This is a genomic window from Ignavibacteriota bacterium (assembly GCA_016708125.1).
Classification (GTDB): Bacteria; Bacteroidota; Ignavibacteria; order Ignavibacteriales; family Melioribacteraceae.
The window spans coordinates 2137010-2158709 of sequence record JADJGF010000001.1; the positions used below are offsets into that span (position 1 = coordinate 2137010).

The window sequence follows — 21700 nt, forward strand, 5'->3', positions numbered from 1 at the left end:
GTGAGCGAAAAAGTTAGAAAAATATTTTTCAGAATTTCATTATTTACTTTGTTTATAATTGTTTTGTTTTTTTTTCTCAATTTAATATTTCCGTTACCAGAAGAAAAAAGTTTTTCAAAAGAAATTTTATCAAACAACAGAACTCTGTTAACATCATTTCTCTCCAATGATGATAAATGGAGAATGCAAACAACAATTGATAAAGTTTCGCCGGAATTAATAAAATCTTTAATTACAAAAGAAGATAAATATTTTTATTGGCATTTTGGGTTTAATCCAATTTCAATTCTAAAAGCATTTTATTCAAATTTAATAAAAGGAGAAATTGTTTCCGGAGCTTCAACAATTACAATGCAGCTTGCAAGAATTTGGAATCCGGCTAAAAGAACTTACCTCAATAAAATAATTGAAATTTTAAGAGCAATTCAGATTGAGATAATTTATTCCAAAACTGAAATTCTTGAAATGTATTTAAATTATCTTCCGTACGGAGGAAATATTGAAGGAGTAAAAGCTGCGTCATACATTTATTTTAATCATCCGCCGAGTAAACTTAGTCTTGCTCAGTCAATATTGTTAACGGTAATTCCAAACGATCCAAATAATTTCAGATTAGACAGAAATACTTTTAATACAAAAAAGAAAAGAGATATTTGGATAAATAAATTTATTAAAGAAGAAATTTTTGATAAAAATAATTTAACTGATGCACTTTTTGAACCGATTGAAAGTAACCGATTTGAAATCCCAAAACTTGCACCGCATTTTTGTAACCGACTTAATAAAACTAAAAATCAAACAATAATATCAAGCACTTTGGATTTGAATATCCAAAAAACATCTGAAAAACTTTTGTCAAATTATATTGAAAGAATGCGAAGTAAAGAAGTTTCGAACGGAGCAATTTTAGTAATTGATAACAAAAACAATAATATTCTTGCTTATTGCGGTTCGGCAAATTATAGTGATAATGAAAACTCCGGACAAGTTGATGGAATAATTTCAATTCGCTCTCCCGGCTCAACTCTAAAACCATTTTTATATGCACAAGCTTTTGATAAAGGAATTTTAACTCCCAAAATGAAATTGTATGATATTCCAATGGATTTTGGCGGATACGAACCCGAAAATTTTGATAATAAATTTTACGGAGATGTCACTGCTGAATTTGCTTTGATGAATTCACTAAATATTCCGGCAGTTCAACTTTTGCAAAAATTGAATATAAGTAATTTCATTCAAGTTTTACATCATGCCGGATTTGATAAAATTTATAATGATAAAAATAAACTTGGGCTTTCACTTATACTTGGCGGGTGCGGAACAACTTTGGAAGAACTTGTAACAGCTTATTCGGCTTTTGCAAATAAAGGGAAAGTGAGAAACTTAAATTTTGAAATCGAAAATAAAAATGTTAGAGATGTTCAAATATTTTCAGATGCATCTTCATATTTGATTACAAAAATATTATCAAATATTGAACGACCGGATTTCCCAAATTCAATTATTGGTGAAACAAATCTTCCAAAAATTGCTTGGAAAACCGGAACTTCTTACGGAAAAAGAGATGCTTGGGCAATAGGTATAAATCCTAATTATACAATTGGCGTTTGGCTCGGAAATTTTGATGGGAAAGGTTCGCCTTATTTATCGGGGGCAGAAATGGCCGTTCCTCTTTTATTTGATTTGTTTAATTCAATAGATTATAATTCTGATAAAAAATGGTTTGATATTCCATTTGAAATTTTAGAAAGAAAAGTTTGTGAAGAAACCGGACTTCTTCCTACCGAAAATTGTAATAATTTTACGTATGATTATTTTATTGAAAATGTTTCAACTCAAAAAAAATGTGATAGATACAAAACTTTTATGGTAAATGAAGATGAAACATTTTCATTTTGTAATGAATGTTTAGATAATAATAATTTTAAGAAAATTGCTTATCCGGAATTAGAACCCGAATTAAAATTATGGTATGAAAAAAATAATATAGAATTTAACAAACCACCCAAACACAATCCGGATTGCAGCAATCGTTTATCGGAAGATGGACCCAAAATTCTTTCACCGCTTCAGAATTACGATTACTACATTGATAGAAATTCGGATCAAAAAATTCTATTGCAAGCAATTTCATCTTCAAATGTTTTGTCACAATATTGGTATATTAACGATGAATTTTATAAAAAATGTACACCGGGAGAAAAAATATTTTTTATTCTCCAGAAAAATATTGTAAATATTATTTGTTCGGATGATAAAGGCGGAACAAGTAAAATTAAAATCAATGTGAAATTTTATTGAGAAACAAAAAAGAGAAAGGAAGTAAAATGAATATAGATAAAAAAATAATTTTAGTTACGGGAGGAAGTTCAGGCATCGGACTTTCAACCGCAATTAAGTTAAAGGAAAAAGGTGCTAAAGTAATAATTACCGGAAGAAATAAATCAAAATTAGAAAACACTGCAAATAAATTTGGGTTTACCGGATTTGTTTCTGATGTTTCAAAAGAGAATGAAGTTCTTGAACTTTTTCAAAATATAAAAAACAAATTCGGCACTTTGGATGTTTTAATTAACAATGCCGGCTTTGGTTATTTTGAAACTCTTGAAGATGTAAGTGTTAAAAAGTTTAATGAAGTTTTACAGACAAATGTAATTGGTGCCGCTTTAACCGCACGAGAAGCCTCCAAAATATTTAAAGAAAAAAATGGCGGTGATATTATTAATATTGCTTCCACCGCAGCAACAAAAGGTTTTGCCGGAGGAACTTCTTACGTTGCATCAAAATTTGCTTTACGCGGAATGACCGAATGCTGGCGTGCAGAATTGCGACCATTTAACATTCGAGTAATTTTAATAAATCCTTCCGAAGTTCAAACAGATTTTGTTGTAAATTCCAGAAGAGCCGAAAGAAATTTTAATCCAACAAAATTAATTGGCGAAGATATTGCTCACTCAATTATTTCTGCTTTGGAAATGAATGAAAGAGGATTTATAACCGAGTTAACAGTTTTTGCAACAAATCCAAAAGATTAAAAAATGATTGAACAATTTAAAAAACTTGCCGCTGAAAAAGCCGTTGAAGAAATTCAATCCGGAATGGTAATTGGCTTAGGTTCCGGAAGTACATTTTATTATGCAATCCAAAAAATTGGACAATTAATAAAAAACGGTGAATTGGAAAATATTGTAGGAATTTCAAGTTCGGATAAAACTTCAAAATTAGCAAATGAGTTTGGAATTCCGTTAACTACATTTCACGAAAAACAAGAAATTGATGTAACAATTGACGGTGCCGATGAAGTTGACAAATATTTAAATTTGATTAAAGGCGGCGGTGCGGCTCATTTAAGAGAAAAAGTAATTGCACAAGCAAGTAAAAAATTAATTATCGTTGTTGATGAAACAAAGCTCTCGGAAAAATTAGGAACTAATTGGGCTGTACCGATTGAGGTTTTACGGTTTGCCTATCCTTTGGAAATGAAATTTTTAGAATCAATAAACGGTAAATCAATTTTGCGAATTTATCAAAATGGTGAACCGGTAATTACCGATGAAGGAAATTTTATTTTAGATACAAATTTTGGAATTATTCAAAATCCTTTTGAACTTGCAGAAAAATTGGAAAATAGAGCCGGAATTATTGAGCATGGACTTTTTCTTAAACTTACATCAAAAGTTATTGTTGCCGGAAAAAATGGAATTAAAATTCTTGAAAAATAATTTGGAACTTTAAAAAAGTTATTTTTGTAAAAGAAAATTGATTCAACATAAAATCTTGATAATTTTAAATACACTTTTTATTTTTGACGCCGTTAAAATAAGGTTAAATGATTTATGAGCGTAACAGTAACAAATCTTACCAAAAAATATCAAACACAAAGAGCAATTGATAATATTTCCTTTGAAGTTAAAACTGGTGAAGTTCTTGGATTTCTTGGTCCAAATGGTGCTGGTAAAACTACAACAATGAAAATCATAACCGGATTTATGGCTCCATCCGATGGCGATGCAAAAATTAACGGAATTTCTGTTTTAGAAGAACCCGAAAAAGTTAAAAGAATGATCGGCTATTTACCGGAAAGCAATCCGCTTTATCACGATATGCCGGTTTTAGAATATTTAGAATTTATTGCTGAATTGCAGAATGTTCCCAAAAATAAAGTCAAAGATAGAATTGCTCAAATGGTTAAGGTTTGCGGATTAAATGTTGAGAAGCATAAAAAAATCGGCGAGCTTTCAAAAGGCTATAAACAAAGAGTGGGATTGGCTCAAGCGTTAATTCATGATCCGGAAATTTTAATTTTGGATGAACCAACAACTGGTTTGGATCCAAATCAAATTGTGGAAATAAGAAATTTAATTAGAGAAATTGGTAGGGAAAAAACAGTAATTCTAAGCACTCATATTTTGCCGGAAGTTGAAGCAACATGCGATAGAATTTTAATTATTAATGATGGAAAAATTGTTGCCGATGGAACTTCAGAAAGTTTGAGAAAACAAGCCCAAGGTCAAGAAGTTTTAAAAATTGGAATTTCCGAAGCTTCAGATAAAAATTTTGTAATTAAAACTTTGCAGAATTTAGAAACCGTTGCGATGGTTGATCCAATAAAAGAATTAGATTTTTCATTTTTTGTAAATAGTAAAAATGATATGAGTTCGAAAAAATCAATTTTTGAAATGTGCGTAAAAAATAATTGGGTTTTATCGGAACTAACTCCTATTGAAACAAAACTTGAAGATATTTTTAGAGATTTAACAACAAATTAATTTCAACAATTTACTATTTGTCGTTTTTTATAATTGTATTGGGATATATTATAAGTCATTTCGAAGGAGTTTACGACTGAGAAATCTGTAATAATTATCAGACTTCTCACTTCGTTCGAAGTGACAAAAATGGATAACTCATAATTATATAAAAAAGCTGACATTTAATTTTTTTTGAAATTTTAGGAATAATATGAAACCAATTTGGATAATTGCAAAAAAAGAATTTAGAACTTTTTTTGATTCGCTTGCCGCTTATATAATATTGATAGTGTTTTTAGGCTTAAGCGGATTTTTTACATGGCTATACGGCTCGGATATTTTCTTCATCGGTCAAGCAACATTAATGCCGTTTTTCTCTGTTGCATATTGGACTTTATTTTTCTTTATTCCCGCATTAACAATGAAAATGCTTGCCGAAGAAAGAAAAACCGGAACTTTAGAGTTGCTGCTCACCAAACCAATTACCGATTGGCAATTAATTGCCGGAAAATTTCTTTCGGTAATGATGTTGATTAGTGTTGCATTACTTTTAACAATTCCATATTACATAAGCATTTCTCTACTTGGACCAATAGATCACGGATCAGTTTGGAGCGGATATTTTGGAATGTTGTTAATGAGTGCCGCATTTACAAGTATTGGATTATTTGCGAGCAGTATTACAAATAATCAAATTGTTGCATTTTTAATTGCGTTATTTGTTGGGGTTTTCTTTCTAATAATTTTTGATGTTTTGTCATCAAGTTTTACCGGAACAACGGCATACTTTTTTAACTACTTAAGTTTGTCAACTCATTACGAATCAATATCAAGAGGCGTAATAGATTCCAAAGATTTAGTTTACTTTTTATCAATTACAGCGATTGGTTTATTATCCGCAGATTCAGTATTATCAAAAAGAAATATAGTTGAGTAAAATAAATATGTTAACAAAAAGAAAAATTCAGACCACATTATTTTTAGCAATTGCAATAATAATTTTGATAAATGTTCTTTCATCAAGATATTCTTTTAGGATTGATTTAACTGAAGATCAAAGATATTCTTTAAGTGATGCAACGAAAGATATCTTAAAGAATTTAGATGAACCGGTAACAGTTACATCATATTTTTCAGAAGATTTACCTCCGGATATTGAGAAAGTTAGACAAGATTTTAAAGATTTATTAATCGAATATTCCAATCGATCAAATGGAAATGTTGTTTACGAGTTTATAAATCCTAATGAAGATCAAGAAGTTGAAATGAAAGCTCAGCAAGCCGGTATTTCACCAATTATGATAAATGTTAGAGATAAAGATCAAGTTAAACAACAGAAAGCATATCTTGGTGCGCTCTTGCAGCTTGGTGAAAATAAAGAACCAATTCCGTTTATTCAGCCCGGCGCAGCAATGGAATATGCGCTTTCAACCGGAATAAAAAAATTATCAGCAAAAGAAAAACCGGTAATAGGATTTTTACAAGGTCACGGAGAACCGGATTTAAATCAACTAATGCAGTTAAGGCAGCAATTAAATGTAATGTACGAAGAAAGAACCGTTACGCTTACAGATTCTACCAATATTCCATTTGATATAAAAACATTAATTGTAATTGCTCCCACTGATTCAATTGTTGAAAGAGATTTTATTTTTTTTGATGAATTTTTATCTCGCGGTGGAAGATTACTTTTGGCAATAAATAATGTTAAAGGAAATTTTCAAAACGCAACGGGTGAATTGGTAAATACCGGATTTTCAAAATGGTTAAGCAAATATGGAATTACAATTGCGGATAATTTTTTAGTTGATGCAAAATGCAGCAGCGTTATGGTTCAACAAAATCAAGGAACGTTCAGAATGAATATTCCGATAAGTTTTCCTTACTTACCAATTATTTCCAAATTTAATGAACATCCAATTACAAAAGGCTTGGAAGCTGTTTTGTTTCCTTTTGCAAGTTCAATTACAGTTACGCAAAAAGATACAAGTATAAAATTTACAACTCTTGCATCTTCTTCGGATAAATCTTCTTTAGAAACTTTACCGTTATTTTTTGATATTCAAAAACAGTGGGGAAGTCAAGATTTTGGAATGTCTAACATTCCCGTTGCAGTTGCGGTTGAAGGAAAGATTGCAAAAAATTCCTATACAAAAATGGTTGTGTTTAGCGATGGAGATTTTGCGGTAAACGGTGAAGGTCAACAAGCTCAACAATTACAGCCGGATAATGTAAATTTAATGACGAACGCAATTGATTGGCTTTCCGATGATACCGGTTTGATTGAACTTAGAACAAAAGGTGTAACTGCGCGCCCGCTTGATGCTCAGTTAGAAGACAGCACAAAAACTTTAGTTAAATATGCTAACTTTTTAATTCCTATTGCTGCAATAATATTATTTGGTTTTGCAAGATTTCAGTATAAGAAAAAAATTAGAAACATTATAAAATCGACCGACTATGTTTAATAAAAATTCAAACAAATTTCTTTGGATATTTTTAGCAATTTTAATAATTGCCGTTGCCTTAATATTTACAAGTGAATCGACAAAAAAGGAAAGAACATTCCGAAAGGAATTAGTTTCAATTGATACATCAAAAGTTTCTCAAATTTCTATTTATCCAAAATCTCTAAAAGGTAAAGAAGTTAGAATTGTTAAAGTCGATAATTTTTGGAAGGTAAATTCGGATTTTGGAAAACAATTTACAGTTCCCAAAATAAAAGTTGAAAATTTGCTTAATCAATTATTATTGGTGAAACCGCAAAGAGTTGCTGCGCGAAGTAAAGATAAATGGAAAGAATATCAAATTGATTCTGCATCAACAAGAATTGAAATAAAAGAAGGAAGTGAAAAAGTACTGGATTTAATGATTGGTAAATTTGCATTTCAGCAGCCAAGATCAATGTCCACTTTTGTTAAACTTGCCGGCGATATTGATATTTATGAAGTTGAAGGATTTTTGGATATGATTTTCAACAAAACTTCAAATGATTTTAGAGACGAAACAATTATTAAATCCGATAGAAAAAATGGAATAAACTAAAATTTGAATCGGCAAATTCTGATAGTTCTTATGAACTTGTAAAAGTTAACAATTCTTGGTTTGTAAATGGAATTAAAACAGATTCCGCAAAAACTGAAAATACTCTAAATTCAATTGAGAGATTAACGAATTCAAATTATATAAATAACGAAAAAGCAACTTTTCCAAAGCAGACTTCCAAACTTACTATAGAAGTTGAAAATCAAAATCCTATAACAATTACTGCGTATAAAGATTCTATAAATTACATTATTGAATCTTCTATGAATATTGAAAATTATTTTGATGGAAAAACTTTTGGCAATAAAATTTTCTTCAAAAAGGAAACTTTATTTTAGTACCCTCCTATAAATTAAATCAAAAGTGCTTGTCATTCCCACGTAAGTGGGAATCCAGAATATGTTTAATAGATTCCGGTATTGCAAATAATGGAAACTTGCCTACCGGCAGGCTGGCCGGAATGACATTATTAATATTTTAGAAGATTCTTTTAATTACTAATTTCTATTTCAAATTTGTAATTTTGCAAAGTAAAACTCTTCTCAATTTTAGAAAGAAGTTAGAATGATTAATGTTGCAATTATTAATGGAAGCGCACAAAAAAGAAATTATGTTGGATTTTGTATAAACTGCATAAAAAAAGTTTTTGCGAAAAATGAAGATTTTATAATTACAGAAATTATTTTAAAAGATTTTAGTTTACCTTTTCCCGGCGAACAAATTGAAAATGATGACTCACCGAAATTGAGGAAACTTTTAAAATCTGCCGATGCTTACATAATTGGAACACCGGAATATAACGGATCATTTTCTGCAAAATTAAAATTGATGTTTGAAAACGCAAGTTATCCTTCCGAAATGAAAAATAAACCAATAAGCATTTTTGGAATTGCCAGCGGTTCAATTGGAGCAATAAAATCTTTGGAACATTTAAGAAGCGTTTGTGCACATATCGGCGGATTTGTTTTACCGCGCGCTGTTTCAGTTGCAAATGTTGAAGATAAATTTGATGAAAACGGAAATTGCAATGACGAAGAAATTACCAAAGAATTAAAAAGTCTCGCAAAAAATTTAATTCAATTTTGTGAAACAACAAATTCTAAATTGTGAAAATATATTTTATATCGATTGTCATTCCCACGAAAGTGGGAATCCAAAAAGAATAAATGACTTTCCTACCTTTAGCAAATGGATAAATTGACTGGCATTTGAATATTTCAGAATTCACAATCTAAAAATAGATGCCCGATTTAAACATTCGGGCATGACAATGAAATATGTAGATTTATAATTAATTAAAAACAAATCATTTCAATTTTAGCAATTCTTTAAATTTAACTAAATCATTCGTTGGTAAACTGCATTCATAATTCTGGCAAACATAAGCTGTAGTTTGGTCTTCCAGCATTTCATAATTATCTAAATAAGGAATTATTTTATTCTGCAATTTGAAATCGTGAGAATTTTTATCACACAAAATTACAATACTATTCGGCAAAAAATTTACACGAATAGTTTTTAGCATTTCCTTTGTTAAAGAATTTTCTTTCTCACCAACAATTATAATTTCTTGCGAAGAATTAATTTGAAAATTCAATCCAGATAAAAAATGTCCAAAACTTATCGGAACTTTCTCAACATTTTGTTTATAAGTTTTGTTTAAAAATTCAGAATAATTTTTAAACTTTTGATCATTTGTAATTTTGTAAAATTTTTGCAAATTATTAAACATTACGGAATTTCCGCTTGGAATTGCGCCATCATAAAATTCTTTTGTGCGTGAAATTAAATCGGAATTATTTTTATCGGTAAAAAAGAAACCGGAATTATTTTCTTCATCCCAAAAATTTGCAATTAATTTTTCTGTAAACTCAATTGATTTCTGAAGATAAAATATTTTAAAAGTTGATTGATACAATTCGATTAATGCCCAAACTAGAAAAGCATAATCATCGATGTTTGCTGAAATTGACGAATCGCCGTTTCTGTATCTGTGAAGCAAATTTCCGTTTTCAGAAATTAATTCCTCAAAAATAAATTGTATTGATTTTTCCGCAACATTTATAATTTCTTTATTCTCAAAAATTCTTCCGGAAATTGCCAAAGCCGCAATCATCAAGCCGTTCCAGTCCGTTAAAATTTTATCATCTTTAAATGGATGAATTCTTTTTTCGCGTTCCAAAAATAATTTTGTTCTGTGACTATTTATTTGTGAATCATCAAAATATTTTTTTTGATGAATAATATTTGTATTTGTTGGTTTTCCCGAAGCTTCTTCAAAATAATTTCCGTTTTCCGTAACATTAAATATTTCACAAAAATTATTTCCGTCTTCGGTTCCAAGAATTTTTAGAATTTCACTTTTATTCCAAACGTAAAATTTGCCTTCTTTACCTTCGCTGTCTGCATCTTCAGCAGAATAAAAACCAAAGTTAGAAGATTTCAAATCGCGCAAAACGTATGTAATAATTTCTTCGGCGGTATTTTTATATAGCGGATTTTTTGTGATTTGAAAAGTTTCAGAATAAGCAATTATCAACATCGCTTGATCGTACAACATTTTTTCAAAATGGGGAAGAAGCCAATTTCTATCGGTTGAATAACGATGAAAGCCAAATCCTATATGATCAAAAATTCCGCCATTTCTCATTTCGGTTAAAGTTTTTTCAACCATAAATAATGCGTCTGTATTTTTAGATTTTTCAAAATATCTTAAAAGAAAAAGTAAATTATGCGGCGATGGAAATTTTGGACGATCTCCAAATCCGCCAAATTCTTCATCTAATCTATTTCGAAATTCTTGAAAAGCTGTTTCAATTATTTCTTGATTTGTAAAATCTGAAATATTAAAATTCTTATAAGATTTTAAATGTTCGGTTATTTTTTCTGCAGATTCATAAATTTCATTTTGCTGATTTTTCCAAACTTCATTAATTCGGTTTGTTAAATCAATCATTCCAATTCTGTTTCCAAAAGAATTTTTAGGAAAATATGTTCCGGCAAAAAATGGTTTTTTATCCGGAGTCATAATTATTGTTAAAGGCCAGCCGCCGTGTCCGGTTAACATTTGGCAAACCGACATATACAAATTATCGATATCGGGTCTTTCTTCTCTATCAACTTTTATGGAAACAAAAACTTCGTTCATCAAATTTGCAGCTTCAACATCTTCAAAAGATTCTTTTTCCATAACGTGACACCAATGGCAAGTTGAATATCCAATCGATAGAAAAATTGGTTTATTTTCACTTTTTGCTTTTGCAAAAGCTTTTTCATTCCATGAAAACCAATTTACCGGATTGTGAGAATGCTTCAATAAATACGGACTTTTCTCATGAATCAATTCATTTTCAAATTTATTTTTATTCATAAAAAATATTGTGTCTTATTTTATAAAAAATGTTTTTGTAAGATAAATAATTTAGAAGAAAAATTATGAGATATAAAATCTTATTCTTTTGCGGAAAAGGTTAATTTTGAAAAAGTAATGAAATGAGTTTAAACAATTTTTAAAACTTTAAATGGAAATAAAATTATTGCTTTTAAAATATCTAAAACTAATCCAACCGTAAAACCAAGTAATTTAAATGGAAGTAATAGAAGCCAAATAAACGGATAAAGAATCAAAACCGCAATTGCAAGTGGAAATGAAATAATTGCTAAAATTATCCATAAAATAAAAGTCAGCATATCAAACTCCAAATAAACTTTATTAATTTCTAAATAATAGACGCACACATTTTAAATAAGTTATTAAAAACTAATTAATTGTTTCGATAGTAATTAAAATTAATCTTCATTTATGTAAATGAATACAGAAATAACATTTAAGCCGGTCATTTCTCTTGATCACAAAATAGTTTTGGATTCCTTACGTGATAGCGTTGTTTCGTTCAATAAGAATTTGGAGCTGCTATATTTTAACAATTCTTTCAAAGAGAGATTTGAAATTTTCATTGGCGAAAAACCGGATTATAAGAAAAATTTGGACTCGTACAAAGGTTTGGCAAGGTTTGCGGAATTTTTTGAACCATGGAATTATTGGATTGAAAGATGTTATTCAAAAGAAAAATTTATTGAAAATGTTGAATATAAATTAAGCGGGAAAGTACTTCATTTTCAATTGCAGTTTATTCCGGTTATAAAAGATGATGAAGTTGAATATATTCAGCTGATAATTATTGATGAAACAATTCGCCATCAGTATGAAGATTTGATAAAAAGAAATGTTAAAGATTGCGACGTTTGTACAACAGAAAAAATTGGTGAAAGTAAAAGTATCGAAGAAGAACGTGACGAAGCGGTAGAATTACTGATTGAAAATGTTGAAAGATTGCAAATAGTTTTTGAAGGTTCAAATGATGGTTTTTGGGATTGGAACATTGAAAAAGACGAAATTTTTTACAGCAAACATTATTATGAAATTTTAGGTTATAGAAATGGTGAATTAAAATCTGATTTATTTACTTGGCAAAGTAGAATTCACCCGGAAGATATTGATGATGTTATTGAATCTTTACATTCACACCTTGAAGGAAAATTAGAACAGTTCAATAAAGAATATAGAGTTCTGACAAAATCCGGCGATTGGAAATGGGTTTTGGATAAAGGAAAAGTTGCAATCCGCGATGAGCAAAATAATCCTTTAAGAGTTGCCGGAACTTTAAGTGATATTTCCGAAAGAAAAAAAGCCGAAGATATTCTAAAAGAAAGTGAGGCAAGATTTGTAAATATTGCCAACACAATGCCAATAATGCTTTGGATGACCGATAATAAAATTTCAGCAACTTATGTAAACCCAAAAACAAAAGAATTTATTGGTGAAGAAAATTTTGCAAAAAGTTTTAAGAATTTTATTCATCACGATGACATTTCAATTTTTACTGAAAAGTTTAGGAAATTATTAAAAGATAAAGAAAGATTTGAAGGTGAAATTAGAATCAAAAATCATGAAGATGAATATAGATGGATTTTGATGCAGGTTATTCCAAGAGTTTTAGAAACAGGCGAATTTGTTGGGTTATTAGGCGTTGGAATTGATATAACAAAACGTAAAGAAACGGAAACAAAACTTGTAGAAAGCGAAACTCAATTTAATGAAATTACTTCTGTTGTTGCCGAAGGAATATTTCTAATTGATTCAAATCGTAAATTAAAATTTGCTAATCCGGAATTTTATAAACTTCTTGGTTATAGTTTGGAAGAACTTTTTGATACAGAAGTATTTAAGAAAATTTACAATCACAGCAATAAAATTGAAATTGATTGTCCTATAAATAAAGTTTTTGAACGTGAAGAAACCGTTAGAATTGTATATGATAATTTTAAAACTTCAAATGATGAATACCTACCGGTTTCATTTGTGTCAACACCAATTAAAAGGAATGGGAAAATAATTGGCTGCGTTACTGCATTTCATGATATTACAAATCGAATTGTAGCAGAAGAAGAATTAAAAAGATATGTTGAAGAACTTCAATTTAACAAAGAATTAATGGAGGATAGTGTAAATGAATCAACAAGGTTGAATGAAATGCTTTGGGATTCGGAAACAAGACTTAAAGAACTAAATGCAAGTAAAGATAAATTTTTCTCAATTATTTCACATGACTTGCGAAGTCCGTTTACTTCAATAATTGGTTTTGCGGAAGTTATGGTTGAAGATTTCGAAAATCTTTCAAAAGATGAAATTAAAGAATTTACAAATAGTATTTATAAGTCATCAAAAAATGTTCAAAATCTTCTAGAAAATTTACTGCAATGGTCAAGAATTCAAACCGGAAGAATAGAATTTAATCCAATAAATTTTGAAGTAAATAATTTAATAAATGATGTAATTGCACTTTACCAAGTAAATGCCGCAAGAAAAAAAATCACTTTGGTAAACCTTATTGAAAAACAATTTAAAGTAAATGCCGATAAGTTTATGATTGATACAGTTCTGAGAAATTTAGTTTCCAATGCAATAAAATTTACACCTCAAGGCGGAACAATTAAAATAAATGTTGAAGATTTAGACGAAAACACTTTAACAATTTCTGTAATAGATAGCGGAGTTGGAATTAAAGAAGATATTATTGATAAGCTTTTCAAAATAGATAGTCATATTACGACCAAAGGTACTGATAAAGAAAAGGGAACCGGACTCGGTTTAATTTTATGCAAAGAGTTTATTGAAAAACACAGCGGAAAAATTTGGGTAGAAAGTAAAATTGAACAAGGAAGTGAATTTAAATTTACACTTCCGTTAAAAAGTGAATTACAAAATTAAATTTTTACTATCGAGTTTGAAGAATCACCAAATTGAGTCGTAATTTGGCTGTCAGCTTCCTTATCATTTAACCAAATCGAATTATCAAGGTAATATTTAAATTCATATTCTTTACCAACTTCAAGATCTATAACAATTGAAAAAGAACCGTCTTTAACTAATTTTTTCATTCTATGTGAATTATAATCCCAATTATTAAACGAACCAAGAATATTTGCTTTTTTATGATTTATTCCAACCTCGGCTGGAATTTTGAAAGTAACTTTACAAATTTTATTTGATTTGAGATATCTTTTTGAAATAGACATGGTTAAACCTTTTCTAAAAATTATTAACTTTTGCTAATTTTATTTGCAAAATTAAATAAATAGCAACTAATAATCTAACCAAAAAATGATACTAGTTCTTTTTTATAATTCAGATAAAGAGTCAGTTAATATTATATGTTTTCTAAAATTTATAAAGGATATTAAATCTTATGCAGAATTATTTTTTCAATTTTTGTTAGATTAAATAAATCTGATAAAAAAGCCCGCAATTTACGGGCTTTTATTTAACTGCAAATTAAATTTTAATTTATACTAAGAATAACGACATCAACAATAATGTAATATAAACTACACCTAAGCCAATTTTCAAATGAAAATCTTTCTTATTTTCAACATCTAATTCTGCTAACTGTAAATCCTTTTGGATAACGTAATCTTCATCAGATAAGTTTTCTATTATTGGTTCTGTATTCATTTACTAAATCCTTTCTTATTTCATCAACAACATTTTTTTAATGGAGATATAATTATTGGTTTTAATTTTGTAAAAATAAATTCCGCTAGTTAAGTTGCTTGCATCAAATGAAAATGTGTAAACTCCGGCTGGTTTAATTCCATTTTCAATAATTGCAACATCTCTGCCTAAAATATCATAAATTCCAAGTTCAACATGCCCATCTGTAGGAATTGAATATGTTATTGATGTAACTGGGTTAAAAGGATTTGGATAATTTTGTCTAAGTTCAAAATTTTGCGGAGCCCCAATATTGGTTTCTACTACATCTGAATATTCAAATGTTCCGTCAATATCGATTTGTTTTAATCTATAAGAATATTTACCAGATGTTTCGAGCAAATTATCTTTGAATGAATAGTATTTGGGAGAATTGCTATTTCCGTGACCTTCAACAAAACCAATTTTTTCCCATTCGGAATTTTTAATAATTAAATTTGTTTTCAATCTTTCTATTTCGAATCCATAATTATTTACTTCAGTTGCAGTTTCCCAGTTTAATTCAATTTTGTTTTCTGAAAGATTTAAAGTGAAAGAAGTTAACTCAACAGGTAAAGGCGACGAAGGACATGGATCGACAAAATTTAAAACTACTACCACACCAACATCCCACGGATTGCAAGGAGGATGTGGCGGATCGTTAGTGCAAAGTAATCCTTCTGCTGAATATGGTGGCCCAACAGCATCAATGCCTATTCCAATAAATCCTTCACTACCATTTGCAGAATGATTGTCATTAAACGTGGCAAAGCAAGTTTGTCGATGCCCCCATGAAGAGCCAGCATCATTATAAATCCAGTTGTAAACTGATCTTTCAACTGGGAGTGGAACTGTACCGTTTGATTGGACAAATGTTGAAAGATTTTCACCATAAGATGCTCCATCAGCACAGCTTACAGGAGATAATCGAGTCGTTGGAGTACTATTGTTTGCGTTGTGATTAAATAAATCATTGTCACGTAAAAATTCTGCATATGTTTGAGCGACGTTTACTACTGAGGAGTGAACTCCTTCAAAGGATGTAAGAAGTCCTCGTGCAGCACGTTCTGCATTTAATAAGAACAACGCTTTTTCGCTGGGTGATTTTGCATCCCAATCTACTTGAGATGGCATTATAAGATCTGTCGAAATATCAGGATTGAGTTGAACGTTTTCCTGAATTCGCCCATTCTCAAAGGCAGCTTCAATATCTGCAACTCCTCCAGTTCCTGCTGACCAAGGTATATTAAAATTAAGATCAACATATTGAGCAGAAATATTTATGGTGAAAAGAATTAAGAATGTATATATTTTTTTCATATTGTATCCCCTTTCAAAGAAATGATTTTTGAAAAAAAATCATGATAACATGGATTGAATTTTCAATATTTTTTTGTGGAGTTTTTCAATGACATGTACTTTAATAAGATTAAATATCCTATTTAAAAACCAAAATAGCAAGTAAAATGTATTTTATTTAGGTGTGGAATTGATTAAAAGAAACATCTGAAAAATTAAATCAATAGTGCTTGTCATTCCCACGAAAGTGGGAATCCAGCAAGAATTCAATAGATTCCCGTTTTCACGGGAATGACATTCTAAATATTTCAGAGGTTTCTAAAAAATATTTGAATGGTTTAAAAATGATTTTGGGAGTAATTTGAACTTCATTGTTGATTTGCGAAAATTTTAATCAAACTTAGTTTTATGTAATTTCTAAACTATTCATCAAACAGCATTTCAATAAAATTTTTTTTCTTGCTGTCTAAATTTCTGGTTATATATCTTAAATAATCTTTTAACGTTGTTATTCCAATTGGTCCTTCGTAAATTCCGCCGTACTGGAAACCATCATAAACTCTAATTGCAATTACGTTTCTGCCGTTTCTTAAGTCTTCTTTATTGATTTTGTAACCGCGTAATTGGCTGTATTCGGAATTAATTCCCTCAGAAAAATTTCTGGTTAACGGCATTGCTAACAAATCTCCGGTACTTCCTATCATTTTCTCATTTAAATATGTTTCGTCAATATCATCTATTTTCCCAATAATCAAAATCAGATCATTTTTATAAATTTCTTTTTCTAAGTTTACATCAAACGAAATTCTGTACCAAGCAAAACCATCGTAATTATTGTAACCTTGCCAATCCCAATTTGAAGGAACAATTAATTTTTTCCAACTTTTATCATCAAAATTATTTTTCATCCATTTTGAATTATCGCCAGTTTGAAATTTCCAAGTTCCTTCCAAATTTATAATAAAATTCAAAGGTGAATCTGAGGTGAAAATTCCGATATCACCGCTATAAATTCCGCCTTCAAGTCTATCGTCATAAACTCTAATTGCAATTGAGTTAATTCCTTTTTGGTTAAGAAAATTATTTTGCAGCGGAAGCCAAATTTTTGAATTATATGCCGTGTTGAAATTTGGAGGAAACGATCCGGAAGAAGCAATCAGTTTTCCATTAAGATAAACTTCTGCAGCGTCATCAATTGTGCCTAATGATAAGTATAACTTTTTCTTTAAATATTTTGAATCGATATTGAATTCTTTTCTATACCAAGCATAACCATCATATCCGTTGTATCCTTCATCTTCCCATGGAGAAGGTACTTTTATTGCATCCCAATCGGAATCATCATAATTTGGATTTGCCCACTTTTTATTATCGCCAAGATTAAATCTCCAAAGTCCTTTCAAATTTTCGATTTTTGTAAATTTTTGTTCGGCAAAAATATTATTTGCGATAAATATTAGTAATGCAAATCCAATTATTTTCAGTCTAACGTTCATAGCTTTTTAATCCAATAAAATGTAGAATTTTAATGTTTAGATAAAATTATTTAGTATCAAGAAGATTAACAACTAATGCTTCAAAATATTCTGATCTTAATTTATCATATTCATTAAAATTTTCTAACAATTCCGAAACAAATTTATTGTACTCAATATTAGTAATATTCTTTTGAGAATCTTTTATTGCTAAAATTGATTTTAAAGAACCTAATTGAGATAAACTTAAGGCAATAATTTGTTTGTCTTTTGTATCATTTACTTCACTTAACATTTCTATAAGATCATCTTCAAAGTTTGATAATTTGTATCTTCCTATATGTTCTACGGTACACATTTTTACTCCGTGATTTTCGGATTCCAAACATTTAGCAAAATTTTCCATAACTAAATCCATTGTTACATAATTTGATAAATTTTTAGATGTGATATAACTTTGAGCATTAATTTGTGTAAATGCTGCTGATATGAATACTATAACAAAAAAGTATGTTGAAATTCTTTTTGTTGTTTGTAGGTTTCTCATTTTAAAGCCCTCGTTTTGTTGTTGAAAAAATATTATTTGTTTTTGTTTCAGTTGTCACTTCTAAGTAAAATATTGTCACAAGTTGTCATCTAATTTATTTACTTGTGACTAACAAAATTTTTTGTTCACTTATTATGACGAACATTGAGAAAGGAGAGTTGTCAAATATTTGTTATAAGTTGTCACGAGTTGTCATTAATAGATTTAACAGAAGAATAATTTTGATACGATTTTTTTTAATGAAAATAATTATAAGTTAAGCCAATAATTTATAACCAATGCCATGAATTGTAATTATCTTTTTTGGTTCATTTGGATTTTCTTCAATTTTTTGTCGGAGTTTTAAAATAAAATTATCAATTGTTCTCGAAGTAGTGTAAACATCATTTCCCCAAACGTGCGTAAGCAGTTCATCTCTCGAAACAGTTTTATTTTTGTTATTCCATAAATAGTGAAGAACATCAAATTCTTTTGATGAAAGATTTAATGATATACCATTTTCCATTGCATTGTAGGAATTAAAATCTACCACAATTTTCCCAATTTGAATTTTTTCAGTAGAATCCGTATCACCCCTACGCAGTACTGCTTTCACGCGTGCTAAAAGTTCTCTTAAACTAAACGGTTTTGTAATATAATCATCTGCACCTATTTCAAGTCCGAGCACTTTATCAATTTCTTCGCTTTTTGCAGTAAGCATAATAATTGGAGTTTTAATTCCAAAACTTCTTGCAGATTTGCAAACATCAAATCCCGATAATTTTGGAAGCATGACATCCAATAAAATTAAATTGTAAAAATTTTCTTTTATTTTTTTTATTCCTTCTTCACCATCTGAAGCAAAATCAACTTCATAGCCGTCATATTTTAGATTATTACCAAGCCCAAGCTGCATAGCTTCTTCATCTTCAACAATTAATATTTTTTTCATTTTTCCAATCTTCTAATTTATTTTATTAAGCGGAAATTTTAATTGAAATTTACTTCCTTCACCTAATTTACTTTCAACAATTACATTTCCGTTATGTGCTTCCATTATATTTTTAACAAGTGATAAACCCAATCCGCTTCCTTTTGTATTGTGAACATTGCCGCTTGTAACTCTGTAGAATTTTTCAAAAATCTTTTTTTGATTTTCCTTCGAAATTCCAATTCCGTTATCGCACACTTCCAAATATGCAAAATTTTTATCTATACCGGTTGAAATTTCAAGTTTACATTTACTCTCACAATATTTTAAGGCATTATCAATTAGGTTAATTACAGCTTCCATAACGGCTTCTTTATCTAATTCCAAATCCGGCAAATGAATTGCTTTATTAATAATGCATTCATTTTTAGAATTATTTAATTCGTGCTGATAAGTTTTTAAAACTTCATCGAGAATTAAATTAAGATTTGTCTTTTCAAAATTATATTTTTTACTGCGAGAATCCATTTTAGAAAAATTTAAAATTGAATTTACAATTCTTGTCAATCGCTCTGTTTCTTTTCTTATAATTTTATAATATTCATCTTTCTGTTCTTCAGTTTCAACTCTGTGTAATTCTAAAGTTTCCGCAAACATCCCAATTAATGCAAGCGGAGTTCTAATTTCGTGTGAAACGTTTGATACAAAATCTGATTTTAATTGTGAGAGTTTAATTTCCTTTCTGATATTTATAAATAAGAAAATTATTCCAAGCAGAATTACAATATTTAACAATGCCAACATAATTAAATTAGTTGTTGATCTTTCACGGACAATATCTTTAATTGTTTTTCCCGGAGTACTAATTCCCAAAAAATAATTTGGGAAAGCCCACAGTTTTTTATATTCCAATAAATCACTAAAAGTAACTTCATTACCGCCGGTGTAACTTATTAAATTTTTATTATGAAAAATGGATACAATTAATTCATTGTTTGAGATTGAATTAATTCTTTTACTTAAAATATTTTTAATGAATTTATCCATGTTAATAACAAAAAGAACAATTCTAAGTTCTCTTTTTTCATCCCTAATTAAAAATGAAAGAAGAGGAGTTTCATCCAAATTATTTACAAGCGGCTGAATTTTATTATAACCCAAAATTTTATATTCAATAAGCGACTTAATAATTTCCGAATTACTTTTTAGAATTTTTTGAATTCGTAAAACTGCATTTTGCGCACTTGTATGTCCGCCTGAAGAATAAAATTTCATGTTATTTGAAATTAAAGAATCGGCAATAACAATAAGTGAAACAGAAGAATTTAACTTGATGAATTCAATCATTTCATTTTTTACAAACTCAGAATCTGGCGATTGGTTTATATCATTTATTTTACCAGACCAGCTTTGTAAAACATCATCAACATTTTGGTTAACGCTAAAAATGATTGTATTTAATTGTTCGGAATAAATATTTTCGAGAAATTTTTCATTTTCGGATAAGTTACTTAGTTCATAGAAAGTATAAATAACAAGTGGAAGCAATAAAATAACTGAAATTATAATGCTTATTTTTTTTGTCGTATTCAACATACATTTGAATTTTAAAAAAGGTATAGAAATATAAAATTTATCAGCAACATTTTAATTATTATTGACATATGAAATTGGTAAAGAAATTAATAAAAAATCTCTTGAAAAATTGTATGCAAACAATTTAAAAGATTGCAAAAAAAGAAATAAATAATTATCTAAAATATAGGTAGATGTAAATTAATATATTTTGAGGAAGTGATTATATTTATACAGAATGCTTAAAAAGGGAAACAAGGAAGTAAAAGTATAAAATCTTATTTACTGACAATTAGTGAAATGGTGTTCGTCATTCTTAAATTTTTAATTTTATATTAAAATCAATTCTCGTAAGTTGCAGTTAAAATCAAATACATTTAGAAAGAGAATTAAAATGGGAAATCTCATCGAGTGGTTAAGTAAAATAGATATTAAAATAATAAATTGGATGTCAAAGAATGGTGTTCTTTTTCTTAGAATAAGTGTTGGAATTATTTTCTTTTGGTTCGGAATTTTAAAATTTTTTCCCGGATTAAGTCCAGCTCAAGAACTTGCCATTAGAACCATAAGTATTATGACTTTTGGTTATTTATCACCGGTTATATCAATAAATTTACTTGCATTATGGGAAGTACTAATTGGGATTGGACTTTTAACCGGATTAACTATGAGATTTACATTACTTTTATTGTTTCTACAAATGATAGGAACATTAACGCCTATTTTCTTTTTCCCTAATGAAGTATTTACTATAATACCTTACTCTCCTTCTTTAGAAGGTCAATACATTATAAAAAACTTAGTTATAATAAGTGCTGGAATAGTATTGGGCTCAACTATACGTGGGAGAAAGTTGTTAACTCTAAAATGAAAAAACTAAAAATTATTTTTGCTCTTTAAAAAAACACAAATAGACATGTAAAAAACCTCAACACAGTAATTGAAAGGAATGTACTAACATTTCTTCACTCAATTCCAATATGTGAAACTACATTGCAAAAGTCCAAAAATCATTTTAAGACTTATTATATTTGCATAAGTTCGAAACTTATCAAGGGAAAT

Annotated in this window: 19 protein-coding genes; 10 read left to right on the top strand and 9 right to left on the bottom strand. The window is 29.0% G+C overall.

The window, feature by feature from the left end:
• From pbpC to IPH62_09460, 8 genes are all read left to right on the top strand, one after another.
• Complete coding sequence (gene pbpC / locus IPH62_09425) at positions 1-2304, top strand: penicillin-binding protein 1C (protein MBK7105492.1); 2304 nt, start codon at positions 1-3, stop codon at positions 2302-2304.
• Positions 2305-2330: 26 nt separating this feature from the next.
• Positions 2331-3038 carry an SDR family oxidoreductase gene (locus tag IPH62_09430; GenBank protein MBK7105493.1) on the top strand — a complete coding sequence of 236 codons (708 nt, stop codon included), beginning with the start codon at positions 2331-2333 and terminating at the stop codon, positions 3036-3038.
• Between the two features lie 3 nt (positions 3039-3041).
• The gene (gene rpiA, locus IPH62_09435) at positions 3042-3725 is read left to right on the top strand and encodes a ribose-5-phosphate isomerase RpiA (protein ID MBK7105494.1); all 684 of its coding nucleotides are present in this window, start codon (positions 3042-3044) and stop codon (positions 3723-3725) included.
• Between the two features lie 114 nt (positions 3726-3839).
• Positions 3840-4772 carry an ATP-binding cassette domain-containing protein gene (locus IPH62_09440; GenBank protein ID MBK7105495.1) on the top strand — a complete coding sequence of 311 codons (933 nt, stop codon included), beginning with the start codon at positions 3840-3842 and terminating at the stop codon, positions 4770-4772.
• A 193-nt stretch (positions 4773-4965) separates the two neighbouring features.
• On the top strand, positions 4966-5691 hold the full coding sequence (locus tag IPH62_09445) for an ABC transporter permease subunit (GenBank protein MBK7105496.1): 726 nt from the start codon (positions 4966-4968) through the stop codon (positions 5689-5691).
• On the top strand, positions 5684-7222 hold the full coding sequence (locus IPH62_09450) for a Gldg family protein (protein ID MBK7105497.1): 1539 nt from the start codon (positions 5684-5686) through the stop codon (positions 7220-7222). The genes IPH62_09445 and IPH62_09450 overlap by 8 nt, the downstream gene beginning before the upstream one ends.
• Positions 7215-7799, top strand: coding sequence for a DUF4340 domain-containing protein (locus IPH62_09455; protein MBK7105498.1), 585 nt, complete (start codon positions 7215-7217; stop codon positions 7797-7799). The genes IPH62_09450 and IPH62_09455 overlap by 8 nt, the downstream gene beginning before the upstream one ends.
• Before the next feature lie 564 nt (positions 7800-8363).
• Positions 8364-8909 carry an NAD(P)H-dependent oxidoreductase gene (locus IPH62_09460; protein MBK7105499.1) on the top strand — a complete coding sequence of 182 codons (546 nt, stop codon included), beginning with the start codon at positions 8364-8366 and terminating at the stop codon, positions 8907-8909.
• Between the two features lie 196 nt (positions 8910-9105).
• On the opposite strand, the gene IPH62_09465 is transcribed toward IPH62_09460, so the two are convergent.
• Together IPH62_09465 and IPH62_09470 are read right to left on the bottom strand one after the other, a co-directional pair.
• Positions 9106-11169, bottom strand: coding sequence for a thioredoxin domain-containing protein (locus tag IPH62_09465; protein ID MBK7105500.1), 2064 nt, complete (start codon positions 11167-11169; stop codon positions 9106-9108).
• A gap of 128 nt (positions 11170-11297) precedes the next feature.
• Positions 11298-11489, bottom strand: a complete 192-nt coding sequence (locus IPH62_09470) for a hypothetical protein (GenBank protein MBK7105501.1) — start codon at positions 11487-11489, stop codon at positions 11298-11300.
• 118 nt (positions 11490-11607) lie between these two features.
• Here IPH62_09470 and IPH62_09475 point away from each other — a divergent pair, with 118 nt between their 5' ends.
• A complete protein-coding gene (locus IPH62_09475; GenBank protein ID MBK7105502.1) occupies positions 11608-14070 on the top strand; it encodes a PAS domain S-box protein in 2463 nt (820 codons plus the stop codon).
• Here the strand turns inward: IPH62_09475 and IPH62_09480 are convergent.
• The 7 genes from IPH62_09480 to IPH62_09510 all read right to left on the bottom strand — a co-directional run bounded on the left by IPH62_09480 (position 14067) and on the right by IPH62_09510 (position 20659).
• Positions 14067-14378, bottom strand: a complete 312-nt coding sequence (locus tag IPH62_09480) for an isoamylase early set domain-containing protein (GenBank protein MBK7105503.1) — start codon at positions 14376-14378, stop codon at positions 14067-14069. The genes IPH62_09475 and IPH62_09480 overlap by 4 nt on opposite strands.
• 268 nt (positions 14379-14646) lie before the next feature.
• Positions 14647-14814 (bottom strand): hypothetical protein, encoded by a 168-nt coding sequence (locus IPH62_09485; GenBank protein MBK7105504.1) that lies wholly within the window; start codon positions 14812-14814, stop codon positions 14647-14649.
• Positions 14815-14829: 15 nt separating this feature from the next.
• Complete coding sequence (locus IPH62_09490; GenBank protein MBK7105505.1) at positions 14830-16152, bottom strand: T9SS type A sorting domain-containing protein; 1323 nt, start codon at positions 16150-16152, stop codon at positions 14830-14832.
• A 401-nt stretch (positions 16153-16553) separates the two neighbouring features.
• Complete coding sequence (locus IPH62_09495) at positions 16554-17627, bottom strand: beta galactosidase jelly roll domain-containing protein (GenBank protein MBK7105506.1); 1074 nt, start codon at positions 17625-17627, stop codon at positions 16554-16556.
• Positions 17628-17673: 46 nt separating this feature from the next.
• Positions 17674-18153 carry a hypothetical protein gene (locus IPH62_09500; GenBank protein MBK7105507.1) on the bottom strand — a complete coding sequence of 160 codons (480 nt, stop codon included), beginning with the start codon at positions 18151-18153 and terminating at the stop codon, positions 17674-17676.
• A 256-nt stretch (positions 18154-18409) separates the two neighbouring features.
• On the bottom strand, positions 18410-19084 hold the full coding sequence (locus IPH62_09505) for a response regulator transcription factor (protein MBK7105508.1): 675 nt from the start codon (positions 19082-19084) through the stop codon (positions 18410-18412).
• Between the two features lie 12 nt (positions 19085-19096).
• Positions 19097-20659 carry a HAMP domain-containing histidine kinase gene (locus IPH62_09510; GenBank protein ID MBK7105509.1) on the bottom strand — a complete coding sequence of 521 codons (1563 nt, stop codon included), beginning with the start codon at positions 20657-20659 and terminating at the stop codon, positions 19097-19099.
• 373 nt (positions 20660-21032) lie between these two features.
• On the opposite strand from IPH62_09510, the gene IPH62_09515 reads away from it, so the two are divergent.
• Positions 21033-21509 carry a DUF417 family protein gene (locus tag IPH62_09515; protein ID MBK7105510.1) on the top strand — a complete coding sequence of 159 codons (477 nt, stop codon included), beginning with the start codon at positions 21033-21035 and terminating at the stop codon, positions 21507-21509.
• Positions 21510-21700: the final 191 nt, after the last annotated feature.